Here is an 18534-nt window from a genome sequence, read left to right on the forward strand (position 1 = left end):
AGCATTAACTCTTGCAGAACTATCTGCTTCAAGCATTGCTTTCATGATTATTGCCCTACCAGTTATTTTTGAATTGAATAGGCCGAAATTAGCAGAAATGCTGGAAAATGTGGGTTTTCATAGAATGGCAAAATATTACCATACAAATAATACCATAGATATTTTATGGGACGCAATCGAATATTTGAATTTAGGAGAACTGGATAATGTGCCCTTCGAACAAAGGTTAATCTTTGCATTATTCTATTTATCCAGCATAAACACAAATGTTTTATTTACAAGCCATTTGATTATAAATCCAAATTCTGATTTATACGAATCTTTAAATTTAATATTAAAGTCACCAGATTTAGATAAAGGTTTAAGAGAAATTCAAATTGAATCTAAAAGAATTAAACAAAATGGTTATGAATCCCTTACTGGTTCCCCTTCACCAATAGAAAATCATGGAAAACTGTTAAGAGATGCGTATGAACATGCTAAAATGTGTTGGGAAGCAGGTAATTATGTAGAATTTCTTAAAAATTGGTTAATTATGGATTTTATTATATTTTCATTGTCAGGGATTATTATAGATGCATTGGGTGAAGAAATTGTTGATGCATTACTAAATCTAAATAATACAAATAAAGGATGATAGATAGTTATGAATATTTTATCAAAATTTAACAACAGAAAACTAAAAAATTGTTTTAAAAAAGCAATAAAATTATATCGTGAAGGAAACTATGAAAAAAGCATTGAAATTTGCTTATACTTAATAAATGAAAATTTCAAGATTGTTGAATGCAATAATTTAATCTCTGAGGCATACTATGAAATGGAAGATTTAGAAAAATCTTTATTTTATTTAAATCAATACTTAGAATTGAATCCAGATAATATTGAAAATATAATAAATAAAGGAATGATTTTATATGAATTGAAAAGGTATGATGAATCTTTAGAAAATTATGACAATGCATTATTAATTGATAAAAATAATGATTATGCAAAAATAGGAAAATTACTTGATTTATTGGCCTTAAAAAGATTATCTGAAGCTAAAAATTTTATTAATTCATTTTGTATAACAACACAAGACGATACTTTGTTGAATAATTATGCTAGTATTTTAAGTGGATTAGGAATGTTTGATGATGCCCTTAGTTATATAAATGAAGCATTGAAATTAAATCCAAATAAAGATAAATATTGGAACAATAAAGGAGATATTTTATCGGAATTAGAAAAATATGAAGATGGATTAAAATGTTATGATAATGCTTTAAAAATAAATCCTGGAAATGAAATATCCTTATCTGGAAAAGCTAGTATTTTTAAAGATTTGAAAGATTATGATAATGCTTTAAAATATTTTGATGAAGCTTTAGCCATTAATCCTTATTGTGTTGTATGCTGGGTTAACAAATCCATAACATATCATTTGTTAAAAGACTATGAAAATTTAGAATTATGCATCAACAAGGCATTAGAATTAGATCCAAATGATTCTAATATTTGGAATAAGAAAGGATTATTTTTAGATGAAGTAGGCAGGTACGATGAAGCATTAATTTGCTTTGATAAAGCATTAGAAATTAATCCAAATGCCCTTGATTTATATATTAACAAATCCAATACATTAGTTAATCTAAATCGTCTTGATGACGCTTTAAACGTCATCGATGAAGCATTCAGTTTAGATGACAACTGTCAGGACATTGCTTTGCAAAAAGTAAAAATTCTAAAAGAGTTAGGCAGTACTGATGAGGCAGAAATATTAGAAAAAGAAGCTCAAAACATGCCAGAAATGGAGGATTTACCATTATTTTATTATTAATTTTACGTACTATCGAAAACGAAGAGAAAAATCATTTATGAATTAAATAAATCAATGTATTGGGCGAAAATGAGAAAATGCCTGAGTATGATTAGAAAATAGGGGAGATTTTTTCAAATTTACTTTTTTCTAAACTCCATTAATACATTGCTGTTAATTTTATAGTCTATTAATATAATTAAGTTAATATTATACTTTAAATGAGAATTTATCGTTTTTTAGAATTTATCAACCATAAGTTGAAAAAATCAATATTGCCTTTAAATGATTTTTTCGATTCCCATTCATTTATTCTAACAGACCTTCCACTGAAGAAAAATTGGAATAAATTCAGTTCCTCGAAAAATTCGAACAACTCACCAGATAAAAATAACCGCACCATAATCTGGTGAAGATTTCTACCCATTTTAATTAAAGAAACAACTGATAAAATCAATACTTGTTAATGAAAGTAGATGAATAATTAATGCAAATCTTAAAATAATTAATCGTTAATTGAAAAACACTAAATTAAAATTAATAATGGTATATGAAAAAATAAAAAAAGAGAGAAGTTAATTAAAACTTCTCATGCTTAATACCTAAGCGGTTACAGTTACGTTGTTGGAGATTGCTGCTGCTCCGTAAGTAGCCGTAATGATGTATTTGCCAGGCATTAAGTTAATGTTTAATTTTGCAACACCATTGCTGTCGGTTGTACGTTTGTAGAATACACCGTTAATGTTGAATTCGATTTCCTGATTAGCGTATGGCTTACCTTGACCGTCAACTAATGTGGCTTCGTAAGCACCAGCAACACCGTATTTCTTGGTTAAATCATTACCGGTTAATACAGGCAATACTGTAATATTGTTGGAAACTCTGCATCCTTTATACTCAGCAGTGATTATGTAGTCACCAGGGTTTAAGTTGATTGAGAGTTTTACTTGACCGCTTTCGTTGACTGTACGGTTGTAGAATACTCCGTTGATGTTGAAGGTTACAACGGTTCCGGCAGCAGCGACTTTACCGTCATCGCCTAAAACAGTAATCACATATTGTGATTCGTTTCTGAAGTATTTTACAAGGTCGTTTGCATCTACAAATCTTGACAGGACAGTTATTGTGTTGTTTTTGACTTCTCCGGTTACAGGGTTGGTAATGACAATAGTGTAGTTACCAGCTTCCAGGTTGATGTTCATTCCTGCTTTACCGTTTGCGTCAGTTACTCTTGTGTAGACGTTGCCGTTTAATTCGAATGTTACGTTAGCGTTAGCTAATGGTTTTCCTTCAGCGTCTGTGAAGTTGGCTTCGAATCTGTCAGGAGCCTTTTCGACTTTGACCAAGTCTTCAGAGAAGATTGTTTCTTCAGGAGCTTCGACAGTAATCGTTGCAGTAGCGTTTGCTGAATCGTATTTCTTATCCCCTGTGTAGATAACGCTTACGGTATGGTTACCAGGAGCGAGTTCAGGCAATTCAAATGAAGCGGTTCCGTTTTCAACAGGAGCCCATGCAGTATGACCGTCAACGTCAGCTAAAACATATCCGGTTGCGTCTTCAGGCAAGGTCACTTCAATACCGTTTTCACTGATGTTAATGTCAGCTTTAGGATCGACTGGAGTGTCGTTCTTGCCGGATGAAGGAACTGTGATTGCAACGGTTGTGTTAGAAGGAGCGAATATGTCGTCACCGGTGTAGGTAACTTCAGCTTGATATTCGCCTTCGTCCAATCCGATAACTTCAATGGTAGCCTGACCGTCTTCGATAGGAGCGTAGTAACCTGTACCGTCAACGTCAACTAAAACAATACCGGTAGCGTTTTCGTTAACGGTTACGGTAATTGTAGTGTTTTGAGCTGTTGCGGTTAGGTTAGCGTCTTCAGGTTCGATTTCAGGAACTTCCAAGGTTACTGTGTCGTTTGCAGGTGCGAAGATTTCGTCACCTAAGTAGCTGACGTCAACAGTGTAGTTTCCTGGGAAGAAAATGTCAATTACAATGTCTTCGCCATCGAATTCGAAGAACATGTCATCGTCGTCGTTTAATGTGACGAGAACGTAACCTGTTGCGTTTTCATTTAATGAAATTGTTACGGTAGCGTTTTCAGCAGTGACTTTGAGTTCAGGGTCTAAAGGTACGTATTCAGGAACTGTCACTTTAGCAGTAGCGTTGGCTGAATCGAAAACATCATCGCCCATGTAGGTAACGATAACCTCATATGTATCAGGAGCTAAATCACTTGCATCAACAATAATTGGAGCATCTTCAGCATCATAAATGAAACTGAATTCACCAACACTTACAATTAACATGCCGGTTGCGTTTTCATTGATAGTTACAGTGATTGTAGTGTTTTCAACTGATACGGCTAATTCAGGGTTTTCCGGAACGACTTCAGGAACCGTTACGGTAGAATTAGCAGTAGCATTAGCGAAAGTATCATCACCAGTGTATCTGACGACAACATCATAAGTTCCAGGAGCGAAATCGCTCACATCAATAATGATAGGAGCGTCTTCAGTAATATTAATGAATACAAAGTCTCCGACACGAACAAGAATAGCACCGGTAGCGTTTTCATTAATTGTTACGGTAATTTCTGTACCGTTGACATTTAATTTGAGTTCTGGATCTAATGGTTCAGATACATTAATTGGAACTTCAAATGAAGCAGCGTTATAGTTATCGTCACCTAAGTATGTTACTTCAGCAGTGTAATTGCCAGGTGCTAATTCAGGAATATAAATAACAGCAGTACCATCTTCAACTTCTGCATAGTAACCTTTGCCGTTTACTTTAGCTAAAACGATACCTGTTGCATCAGCAGGTAAAGTTAAGGTAAGTGTTGATTCTTCAATGTCTGCAATTACTTCATAGTCAATTTCAGCATCTGCTTTGATGATTTCAAATACTGTTTCAGCATAAGCAGGTCCATAGGAACCGCTACCAGGATAAGCTACGCTTACAGTGTAGTTGCCAGCAGCTAATTTACTAACATTCCATGTTGCAACACCGTTATCAATAGGAACTTCATTAATTTCTCCATTGAAGTAGATAGTTACATTTCCAATTGCATCTTCAGCAATAGTTACAGTAATGATTTCATCATCGAATACCGTGAGGTTTTCTGCTGCAACAGACATGTTTGCGTCACATCCTAAAGCGTATAACTTTTTATCAGCAACAGCATAAATAATACCATTGTAATCCATAGCTAATTGACCGGAGACTTTTGAACCTAAGTTAATAGTCCATAATAATTCACCGTCAGCACTGATAGCTACAACATCACCGGCAGCAGTACTTACGTAAACATTGCTGTCAGCATCAAGAATAATACTTACACCACTAGCATTGAGAGCGTAAACTTCGCTTTCAGCACCATTATTTGCAGTATCATATTTGTATAAGGTTCCGTTAGCATTTACTGCATATAATAATCCGTTTTCATTGTCAACAGCGAGAGTTGTTCCAATACCGTCTGTTACGGTTACATTCCATACAATGCCTTCAATGTTAATTGCATAAATTCCATTAAGAGCAGGGTCTAAAACATAAGCAATGTTATTGGAATCAATTACAGCTCTTCCAACAGGTTTAATGCTGGTATCACTGAATACAGCAGTATCGGTTGCAATTTCGACTATTTTGAATCCTTGAACGGTATTTGCATAAACATATCCGTTTTTATCAAATGAAGGAGTTGCTACAACACCCGGTGAACCATATCCGACACCATTAACTTCTACGATGAATGTTCCGTCAGAAACAGGAAGGCCTTGATAATCAGGTTCATTAGTGAATATGTCAATCCAGTGGTTTCCATTCCAGCCACCACCATTGTTATATCCGTATTGGGTTACGACATATACTTTTCCATCCATAAATACAGGAGCATATGAACTTGAAGCATACCAGAAGTTACCGCCAATGCTTTTACCTGTAGTTGCATCCAGAATAATCATTGCATTTCCAGATTGAGAATCAAATATTAATTCGTCGTTATAAATTGCAAGACCTGCAGTACCTACACCGCCAGTCCATCTTAAAGTACCGTCATTATTGAATGAATATACCTTAGAACCGTCAGTTAAGTAAATATTTCCAAATGAATCAATGACAACTGATGAACGTAAATCACCGTTTAAAGCAGCACCCCATATTATGGATACTCCATCTCCACGGGTAGCATTTGCAATTCCGCTGTTTTGAGGATCATTACCCACATTAGGCCATTGTGAAGTTCTAGGGATGTAAATTGAAGCAGTACCATTATTTCCAAGATATTTATCATTACCATCATATGCAACGATAACATCATATGAACCAGGTACCAATTTATCGAATGTTACACTGCCAGTACCGTTTTCGATAGTGCCTTCAGCAATAGTTTCATTGTTTATAATTACAGCGTATTTACCGGTAGCATCGTCAATAGGAGTGTAATCATCGAATTCATAATAATCCTCAACTTCATCAGCAGTAATCATGACATCAATAACAATTTTATCTTCTCCAATGTTTACGTTAGTAGCCACATTAGGGACGATAATTGCTTTAAATGTAGCATTGACCTCATCATAAGTATTATCACCAGTGAATGTTAAGATAATGTCGTGAGTACCTGGAGCAATGCGCATTAATCCGAAGACATAGAAACCATCAGTATCATAAGCTGCGAAATAATTTCTCCAAAGCCCAAGTTCTTCCCCATCACAGTAACATTTAAATGGATTTCCAGTAGTTGTAATATTTGTATTATTATAAGCTAAATTAAAGATAAATTGTCCCATATCTCCACTATTAAATATTAATTCTTCAGGAACATCAACAAATTCAACAGGTAATTTTGAAATATCTGCAGTAACATTACCTTCAGCAGGCATGAATGCATCATTACCTTCGAAAGTAGCAACAATGACCTGTTCGCCGCCAGGAAGAGTAGTAGTCCATTCAGCAGCGGTTCCGTTAACAGGAACAACTTGGATTAAATCGCCAACAGTGAAAATGATATTACCTTCAACAGTTTCATTCAATGTTGCAGTGATTGTTACATTGTCTAAAACTGAGAAGTTGCCTTCAGGAACAGTTACTTCAATAGAAATTGGATCTCTGTAACCAATAGCGAATAATGTTTTGTCAACTACAGCGTAAATGGTTCCGTCTTGAGCCATAGCTAAGCTGCCTGAACCTTTTGAGCCTAAGCTAATATTCCATAATAGGTTTCCTTCATTATCGAATGCGTAAAGGTTACCTTCTTTATCGTTTATGTAGACTTTACCGTCACCATCAATGATAATGGATATTGCGGTAGCATTAATATTATATACTTCACTTACTTCCTGAGTTTCAGTGTCTATTTTATATACAATACCGTCAGTATTTACAGTGTAAAGAGCACCGTTTTCTGAATCAACTGCTAAAACGTCACCGCTGCTATTTGTAATGGTAACGTTCCATAAAGGACCTTCAATGGTAAATGCAACAATAGTGTTGTCTTTTGCAAATGCGTATGCGATATTGCTGTCATCAACAACTACACGTCCGCTGGTTGCAATGTCCGGAGATGAGAATATAATACTACGGTCTGCAAGTTTTGCAACTTTAAGTCCTTGTTCAGTTACTGCATATACATATCCATTGTCGTCGAATGTAGGAGAACTTATTAAAGGACTATCAATGAACATATTATAACAGTCAGCCCACATGGTTCCATCATATTGTTCAGCGTATTCAGTCCATCCTAAATATCCACCATACTCCCATTGAGATGCAATATACACTTTATCATCAGTATAGACTACAGGAGCATAGTTACTGGATAAATGCCACATATTACCTGCTACCTGTTTACCAGTCGTTACATCATAAACGCGTAATGCATTACCGGTTTGTGGGTTGATAAGATATTGGTCCATGAATATTGCAATACCCGGTGCACCTTCACCAATTCTGAATATTTGAACACCGTCTTCACTAAACCCATAAACGGCTCCGGCCCAGAAATAGACATTTCCTCTTGAATCGATTACTGGAGATGCGCGTAAATCATTAGATACTGTTGAATTCCAAATGATGAATACATTATCTGAACGGGTAGCGTTAGTGCTGCCGGTATTTTTATAATCATTTCCTAAGTTAGTCCATTGGGAAGTTCCCGGAGTGATTAAAGTTACTTTTTCAGTGAATGTGTAGTTATTTCCATTATTAGCATATTCCCAAATAAATTCATAAATATGTTCGCCTTCGCTTACATTTCTTAATTCAAACTCTGGGTAATAATAACTCCTGAAACTAACATTACCTAACTCTTCACCATTTTCTACAATATGTATTATTCCCGGACCATTTGGTTCTGTATTGAAAGAGAACAGTATATTGTTTTCAGTAATTCTGGTTTGAACTTGAAGATTTGGAGTACTTTGAAGCAAAATCTCAATTTCAGCTCCTTCATATACAGAATCACCTGAATATTTGATTATTCTTGTTTCATTCATTAATGAATCATAAGGATCAAGCCAACCTTCCCATGTTAAAGTTGCTTTACCCTCAGAATCTAAGTCGGCAGAACTTGGCCAATCATAACTAAATGGACAAGTAATACTTCCTGTTGGAATTGGACCGTCTTCACTGCCCACAACAATTACATCAAATCTCTTATCAGTTCTGAATTGTTTAATGATAACTGGATCCACAATTAAAGTGACAGGTAATTTAAAAATACTTACCGTATCATTTGCACTACCTTTTTCAAAGTACATATCACCATTAAATGTTACAGTTAAATTGTAGGTTCCATTGCGTAAATCATTAAATGTTTCCTTTGCAACACCATTATTTAAATTTAAATCTCTTGAAATTGTGTTTGGACCTTCAAATTTAACATTGATTCTTCCTGTAGGGTTACCGTATTCATTTGTAAGATTAAATGTGAAAACAGTTCCTTCCTGAGTAATATTGAAAGTAACATTATGTTTAGTTAAATCTAATGTATCAATTAAAGAAGAAGGATTATGATTTTTATCACCAGTATAAGTAATATTTACACCATATATTCCGCTTGGTAATGTTTTGAGAGCTGGAATATTATACATTACACTAGTTCCACCAAATGAATTAACATAACCTGCGATATCAGCCTTAAAACCTCCGGTTGGTTGTACTTTATCATCCGTAATTCTAATTGTAACATAAGCATTGGAATTAATAGTGTAAGTTATTGTAACTTCACCTTTTTCTATTTCAAACTTATTGTTTGATTTTACTTTATCAGACATAGGCACATAATTAGGATCACCAGAATAATAACAATAAATATCATAAATTCCAGCATCCATATTGCTTCCAACATCTAATATTGCAACACCGTTTTCAAAAGTAACATCGAATTTTGTATTATTAATGAATATTGCTCCTTTACCATTAACAAGGCCATTATCCCCTAATGCATATACAATAATCTTACCATCATCACCAACAGTAGTATTTTCAACATATATTGCATCAATAGAAGTAATATTACCTAAAGCAAGAGTATACTCTACAGTATAATCATCAACTGTTGCAGTGATTTTACTTTCACTAGTAATATCGGAAGTGTATGTAACGGTAGCTACACCATCAATTAATGCAGGTTCGGTTTCATTAACGTCTCCGGTTAATGTAATTTCTCTTAAAGGCAAAGCATTAATATCAGGAATGTCTCCCATATCAGAATCTTTCATGAATCCTGCTTTTACAGTAGTGCCTTCATTATATACACTTAACATTAAATATTTGTTAGGTATAGAAAGTTCATCGTTTAATCTTACTAATTTATCCGGTTCATTGGTTGCATACCAGTTGTATTCTTCAACAACATTTTTGTAATTATCTCTTAATCTGATTTGGGTAGTATCGTCATAGAATACATTATATGAGATTGTTCCTTTACCGTCACCTTCATAGTAAATTGTAGGCCAATCATTGTCTGCATAATTATCATCGAATATACAGCCGATAATATTTGCAACACGTGTTTGAATGGCTCCAACACCATTAGTTGCAGTGTTATTGATGAAAGTACAGTTTACAATATTATTGTTGGAATTAGAACCCACTGAGTAAATAGCGCCAGCTCTAGCTTCCCTACCTTCAAAATCATTATTAATAGCTTTATTACCTTTAAATACAGTATTAGTAACATTTAAATTTACATAATCTCTACAATAGATAGCTCCACCATATTGTTGGCTAGCTCTCCACCATCTTCCAGCATCTTTTGGAACATCAGTATTATTTTCAAATACTGAATCTTTAATTGTTAAAGTGGTTCTTTCATAAGCGTGAATTGCACCACCATTAGCTTCACTATTTTTTAAAGTGTTACCGACAAAAGTACAATTTTCAATAGTTAAACTACCGGTACGCAAATAGATTGCACCACCATGATCAGAAGTAGCAAGACCACCAGTAATAGTTAAATTGTTTAAAACTACATTAGCATTTTCATTATCTTTAATATAGAATATTCTTACTAAATCAGTACCATTAATGGTGTAACCGTTACCATTGATAGTAAGATTTTTGTTAATTACGATACCATCTTTAAATAGGTTGACTTCATAAGGGTCTAAAACAATATTATAAGTTAAATTTACAACATCATTATCAGCAATCATATTATTTAAGTCAGAAAACATTCCTGGTGCGGGAATGAAAATTGTATCTTCCCATGTTAATCCTGCAGTTGTATTACCATCAAGAACAACTTTTATATTATGGACCCCCAATTTTTTTTCAAATGTAACTGAAGCATTACCATTTTCATCGACAGTACCATTAGCTACTGATTCAGTATCGGAATACACTGTGAAATTACCCGGTCCATCATTTGTCGTAATATTGACAGCTATAACATCCCCAATTGAAACTGTAGCTTCTACTTTTCTAGGTGGATAAAGAACTATTGTTACATTTTGAGAAAATGTTCTATTAGCATTATAAATAACAAGTTCATAAGTTCCTTCTTTTAAATCAGAATCTACCGGATAATCTGCATAACTATTAAGATATCTTAACTGAACGCCCTGATAATCCCCATCAGGATTTCTCCAAGGATTTCTACTATGATCCCAAGAACTTCCAGCAAAATCGTAATCAGAGTTTGTTTCATCCAAGGTTATTAAATTATTATTTTCATCAAAAGCCTGGAAATAAACTGTATTATATCTAAATCCATAATCTTCATAAGATCTGCCTTCAGGAGTTTCTTTAAAAGTAATTACGCCATCAACAGCATCCTTAAATTCAATTCTAGTTAATTGACCATCACCAATTATTTCTTCATCCCCACTAACCCCCAATAGTTGAGAGCTATCTGAGTCATTCGTATCTATGTTATCATCACAAACATAGTCAAATTCATCATTTCCCTCATCCAAGTCAATAGGACTTGATAAAGAAATGTCTGAATTTGAATCAATTTCTGCGTCAATATCAGCAGCACTGACAGCGCCAATACTTAAAACCAATATTAACAGTATAGAAATAAATAAAAACTTAGACTTCATATTTACCATCTATATACTTTTTTCATGTAATTTCAATTAGAATTATTATTCAAGTAAAACTTAAATTAAAGAAAATTTAATTGATTACACGAATAGATATATGTCAATATTAATATATAAAACTATTCAATTGAACTTAATAATTGATAAAATAATTTACAATAATATCAATTCACTCATAACCCCATTATTCATTCAAATATGGAATTAATTACAAACAAAAATATAATAATATAGTTTTTTCAAATTAAAATGAATTTTAGTAAAAAATATTAATTAATAAGTCAATAAAATTTTAATAATATAAAATTAATTTTTAATCAAATAAGGTGTGCAAAATGAGAAAAATAATTCTAATTTCAATAATATTATGTACATTGCTATCCATAAGTTGCGTAAATGCAATTGAAGATATTAATGCTACATCAGATAATAATAGCCCAGATGAAGAATGTATTTTAACAACCCCTATAGATGAAAATGAAAGCGAAGTGCTAGGATATGGGACTTATAACGGTCTTAATAATGAACCTGCATGGACAATAAACAATTATGAAATAAAAATTAATAAAATCAATTCGGCAGATAATGTTGAAATTTTTCTTAATTTTTCGGGAATTACACATGTGACTGAATTTACTTTAGACGATTTTCCAGCATATATTGTGGAAAACGAAGAAACAATTGGAAAAGTACCTCTTTCAACAGTATCAAATAAAAATTATCCAACAACCATTGGCGCACCTTACTCATTTAATGCGACATTTAATTATGCTTTAAAAAATTATGATACTGAATTAAAGGTAAAATTATGTAGTTTAGATTCAAATACTCTTATTTTCCATGAAAACGAATTTATTTCACTTAGCAAATTAACTGATAATTCTATTGTGATTATAAATGAAAATGGCGAAATCATAACTTCCAATTCAAGTTGGACAAATTCAATTGATTCACTGGAAAATGCAATAAAACTTGCTAATAATAACAGTACAATATACTTAAATGATTTGACACTATATTCGGATAAAATAAAGAATACAATTGAAATAACAAAAAATATCACCATAATAGGAAAAAACGCAAGAATTAACGGGTTAGACAATGATTATCTTATTAATATAACATCAAATGTCAACTTTAAAAACATAATTTTTGAAAACACATATGACTATATAATAAATGTTGAAAATGAATGTATTTTAGATAATTGTACTTTCACAGACACTTATGGAAAAGCAATTAACAATAACGGCAAATTGAAAATAATAAATTCAAAATTCAGTGAAATTAAAAAATTTCAAACATTATCAAAATGGAAAACACTTGATAACAATGTAACTTCTTTAATTTATAATCAAAATGAATTAGAAATCATTAATACGACTTTTAATGATATTATTTTACCTAAAAAAATAAAAATCATTAAAGATAAAATTGCCACACAAATTAGTAGCCCATCAGTAATATATAATGCCAATAATGCTTCAATAAACATCACAAACTCCATATTTGATAAAATTGACGCTAAATTAATGATTAATGACGGAAAAATATTTATAAATGATTGTAATTTCACAGAAATAAATGTGCAAACCCCAAATCTCGAGATAATACCTGATAAAGAGACCATTTTACAAACTTCAAGAGTCTATTCATATAAATTAAGATGGGACGATGAAGTGACAACAGGCCCGATTTATTCAAGCAACTTAATAAGCATTAATAATTCTAATTTTACAAATATTTCCCTGAAAGCTAACCGTTTTAGATCTTATACTGAAGGCTATGCTAAATTCGATTATTTTGTTAACAATAAAGATTATACAATTTATCTTAGGAAAGTCAAAACAAACAATGAGTTTGAAGGCGGAATAATCTACAATACTGGAAAATTAGTGTTAACACAAACCAATATTGAAAATGCGGTAGCAACATCGGCCGGAGCGATATATAATACAGGAAATGCGACTATTGACGGATTAAATACTAATAATATACAGGCATTTTGGGGAACCGGCGGAGCAATAATAACAAAAGGAGAAATGAATATTAAAAATTCATATTTTAACAATAGTATTTTAGATATTACCCATACACAACTCGCCGGAGGTACAATTTATAATAATGGTGAATTAATAATAGAAAACACCATTATAAATAAAACTCATGCATCAAACATGAGAGGCGGAGCAATATTCAATGAAGGAGAATTAAATATTAGTCATTCTGCTATAATCGGAAGTAGTGCATATGATAAAGGGGGAGCAATATTCAATGACGGAACATTGAATGTTAATTCAACACTTTTTGAAGAATGTTCCGGTTCATATGGAGTTATCGACAATAAAGAAAATAGAAATGCTACGATATATAATTCATCTTTTATAAATTGTAAAATTGGATTAGATCAAAGTTATCCTGCAAGATATGTGGGAATAATTCTAAACGAAGGAAATATGCTATTTGAAAGAAATATTATTGACTTTAAAAATTATAAAGCAGATAGCGGTTCAGGAACATGGGGTATCCACAATAATGGAAAAATAAAAATATACCACAATCTATTCATAAACACTAACACGACAACAATAGTTGATAGATGGGGAGATGAATCAAAAAACATTGTCATATTCATAATTAATGAAGGTGGAGAAACAGATGTTGCTTATAACTACTTTGACACGAATGAGGACCCATATAATCATTTCTCAACAGCCCCTGTTGGCCATTATTTTGTTTTTGATGTAGAACAGGAATACTACCCACTTCAAATCGGAGAAAAAATAAATATCACAACAACATTGAAACTGGACAATGGAAAATACTATGAAAACTACGAATTACTCCCAAACATGACCGTCGAATTCACAATAACTGGAAACAATGAAAAACAAATAATCTATGCCCCATTGGTAAATGGAAAAGCAAGCATAGAATTCAATAAAACAGAAGCCAAAGGATCATACGATGTAACAGCAAGAATAGGATACTGCATCAAAGAAGTTGAAATAGACATCGGCAAAAACTACTCACAAATGGACGTGAAAGCAGAAGAAATCACATATCCAGAAAATGCAACATTCTACATGACCGTTACAGGAAACTTAACGCATCAACCAACAGGAAAAATCTCAGTAATAGTGGATGGAACAAAATACACAACAAATATTAAAAATACAAAAGCTCAACTAACAATTCCTGGATTAATTCCAAATACATATGACTTAATAATCCGTTACGAAGGGGATGAAGACTATTTCAAGTCATTTTACCACCATAACTACACTGTCCACAAACAGCCAACAAGCATGAACATATCAATAGATGAAATTAACTATGGCGAAATAGGAATAGTGAAAGTTACATTATCACCGGAAAAAGTCTCAACACAAGCATATCTTTATATCATTGATGAAAACAACCAAACAACAAGAAAAACAGTCTATGTAAGAAACGGGACAGAACTGAAACTTAAAAACTTCGCAGCCGGAGAATACAACATAACAATAGAGACCTGGGAAAACAGATACTATGAATCAGCTAATGCTACAGCAGTATTTAAAGTAAACAAATACCTGACAAATCTCACAATTAATGCAACTGACATTAATGCCGGCGAAATACAAAAATTAATAATTACCTTGCTGCCGAAAGGAGAGGTAGCTGGAGAAGCTAACCTCACGATAAACAATTACACGCAAATAATTTTCCTTAAAAACGGAGAAAATACAATAACAATAAAAAATCTCAGTGGAGGAATATACAACGTGACAGTGACATTTCCTGGAGATAAAAAATATGCAGCATTCACTGCAACAACAACATTCACTGTAATAAAACTTCAAAGTAACATTACTGCAAAAATAGAAAACAACATACTATACATTAATGCAACCCCAAACACAACCGGACTGGTGTTAATATACATTAATGATGACATTTATGAAGTTAATTTGACAAACAGCCAAATAATATTGCCAATTAACTTCACAAAAGCGGAAAACAATATATTCATTTATTATCAAGGAGATGGATACTACAATTACTCAATGACAAATTTAACATACGAATGTGAAGAATTATTGAATTTAACTGGATATGATTCATTATTCTACAATACAGAGAATGCAACAATATATATTACATTAACGGATGAGGAAGGATATGGAATAGCAAACAAAACAATCACAATAGCGGTTAATAATGAAACATACACCAGAATAACCGGAAATGATGGAAGTGTAGAATTAGAACTAGACTTACCGGTGGGAAGCTATGAAATAACCGCACAATACAGAAACAAAACAACAAAAAATAACATTAAAGTTATAGAAGATGCATTTATCCTAGGAAACGATACAAAAGCCTATGAAAATGTTGATTTCACATATACATTAATATTGGTCGACCACAATGAAACACCAATCATTAACGCTGAAATCACATTCAACTTTGAAAACAGGACATTCACCAATAAAACAGACAACAGCGGAAAAATAACACTGAACTTTAACCTGAAAGAAGGAAACTACACCATAACAAGCTCATACAAAACAGTCAACCACACAAACCAGATAATAATCGTTGACGACTCACATCTAATGGGAAATGACGTTAAAGCCTATTCAGGAACCAATTTTACATATAAAACAAAATTAACTGACCACAACAACAATCCAATAGAAAACGCCGAAATAACTTACACTATTGGAAATGAAACATTTACTAATACGACAAACGATAAAGGAGAATCAACACTAACATTTAACTTAGAAACTGGAAACTACACTATAATAGCTAAATATAAAAATAGAACTATTGAAAATACCTTTGAAATAATCGAAGACTATATTTTAAGAGGAAATGATGTTAAAGCGTTTTCAGAAACTAACTTTACTTACAGAGTTAACTTAACAGACCACAACGGGAAAACAATCCAAAACGCAGAAATCACATTCAATATCAATGGAGAAAACTACACGAATACGACCAATAATAACGGCCAAGCTGTGTTAAACCTCAATTTAAAAGGTGGAAACTATATAATAACCGTTAATTACAGAAACACATCAACCACAAATAACATTGAGATTGTTGAAGACTTCTTATTAATTGGTAATGATGTTAAAGCTTATGCGGAATATAATTTCACATACAGAGTTAATTTAACCGACCATAACGGAAATTTCGTGAAAGGTGCAGAAATCATATTTTCAATTGAAAATAAAACATTTACAAATAAAACAAATGCTAATGGTCAAGCAATATTAACTTTAAGCCTCAAGGAAGGAAATTACACAATAACTGCGGCTTATAAAAATACAACGACCACAAACAATCTGGAAATCATTGAAGACCACCAGATAACTGGTCAAAACATCAAAGCATACGAAAACACAGATTTCACATACACCATAACACTTACAAGAACGGATGGTACACCGCTAATAAACAAAACAATAACCTTCATAATAAACAACAGAAGATACACTAACACAACGAATGAAGAAGGAAAAGCTTCAAGAACGCTTAATTTACCTGCAAACAACTACACAATAACTGCAATATACAAAAACACCCAAATAACAAATAATCTAACGATAATAAGTGAAGATTATGTCCTTCAGGCAAATAATATACGAGCTTACAGTCAAAGAGATTTCCAATACAAAGTAAACCTAACCGACCACAACGGAAATCCAGTTAAAAATGCTGAAATAACATTTAAAATGGATAACTTAACCTATTCAAACAAGACAAATGATAACGGTCAAGCAATATTAAACTTAAACCTTGAAAAAGGAAACTACACAATAAACGCCAGGTATAATGATGCGAAAATAACAAATCACTTTGAAATCATTGAAACCTACACATTAAAAGGAATCAATGTGAAATCCTACGAAAACTTTGACTTCAGATACACTGTAAAATTAACAGACCACAACAATAAAACAATATCCAACCAAGAAATAGTATTTACAATTGAAAATAAAACCTATACAAACAAAACTGATTCAAATGGTCAGGCCACATTAACATTGAACCTTAAAGAAGGAAACTATACAATTTCAGCCAAATATCAGGACATTACAACAACTAATCAGTTAAATATCATAAAATATGATTTGGAAAGAATAGAAAGTGACGATTTAACAATGTATTACAAAGACGGATCCAAATTCACAGCAAGACTCATGAAAGATAACACGGCATTAATTAACAAAACAGTGCAATTCATAATTAATGGAAACACTTACAGCAGAACAACAGATAATGAAGGTAATGCAAGAATCGCAATAAACCTCAACAGCGGAACACACAATATCACAAGCAAATACAAGAACATTACAAAAACAAACACAATAACAATCAAATCAACAATAAACGGTTCAGACATTGTAAAAATGCATAAAAACGACACACAATACTATGCAACATTCTACAACACCAAAGGAGAACCACTCAAAAACATAGACATACAATTCAACATAAACGGAGTATTATACACAAGAACAACCAACGAACAGGGAATAGCTAAAATGAACATCAACCTAAACCCAGGAAAATACATAATAACCGCAATAAACCCTAACAGCACAGAACAACACACAAACACAATTACAGTAATCTCAAAAATACAGGAAAACAATGATTTAACCAAATACTACAAAAACAACTCACAATATGTGGCTAAAATCATAAAAACCGACGGAACAACAGCAAAAGCAGGTGAAAAAGTAACGTTCAACATCAACGGAGTATTTTATGAAAGATACACCAACGAAACAGGCCATGTTAAAATGAACATCAACCTAAACCCGGGAGAATACATTATTACTGCAGACTACGAAGGATGTCAAGCATCAAATAAAATAACCGTACTCCCAACGTTAACGGCTAAGGATTTAACCAAAAAATACGGAACGAAAGAACCTTTCGAAGTAAAACTGGTTAACGGACAAGGAAAAGCATACACAAACGAAAAAATAACATTCAACATCAACGGAGTATTCTACGAAAGAACAACCAACGATGAGGGAATAGCTAAACTAAACATAAACCTAATGCCCGGCAAATACATAATAACCTCCACACACAACGGGCTAAACATAGCAAACACAGTCACAGTCAAAGAATAAACACAAAAAGAACCATCACCGACAATTTTATTTTTCACAA

At 32.6% G+C, this 18534-nt stretch carries 4 protein-coding genes; 3 read left to right on the plus strand and 1 reads right to left on the minus strand.

The window, feature by feature from the left end:
• Positions 1–637 (plus strand): hypothetical protein (locus F3G70_RS12145; protein ID WP_188118160.1); only part of this gene is annotated, 637 nt, incomplete at its 5' end.
• A 9-nt stretch (positions 638–646) separates the two neighbouring features.
• Entirely contained in the window at positions 647–1822 is a 1176-nt protein-coding gene (locus F3G70_RS10210; protein ID WP_149732607.1) for a tetratricopeptide repeat protein, read from the plus strand.
• Between the two features lie 581 nt (positions 1823–2403).
• Here F3G70_RS10210 and F3G70_RS10215 read toward each other — a convergent pair.
• Entirely contained in the window at positions 2404–11349 is an 8946-nt protein-coding gene (locus F3G70_RS10215) for an Ig-like domain repeat protein (RefSeq protein ID WP_188118161.1), read from the minus strand.
• Between the two features lie 338 nt (positions 11350–11687).
• Between F3G70_RS10215 and F3G70_RS10220 the strand changes: the two genes are divergently transcribed.
• The gene (locus F3G70_RS10220) at positions 11688–18494 is read left to right on the plus strand and encodes an Ig-like domain-containing protein (RefSeq protein WP_149732609.1); all 6807 of its coding nucleotides are present in this window, start codon (positions 11688–11690) and stop codon (positions 18492–18494) included.
• Positions 18495–18534 lie beyond the last annotated feature (40 nt).

The sequence above is a fragment of the Methanobrevibacter millerae genome, assembly GCF_900103415.1.
GTDB lineage: Archaea > Methanobacteriota > Methanobacteria > Methanobacteriales > Methanobacteriaceae > Methanocatella > Methanocatella millerae.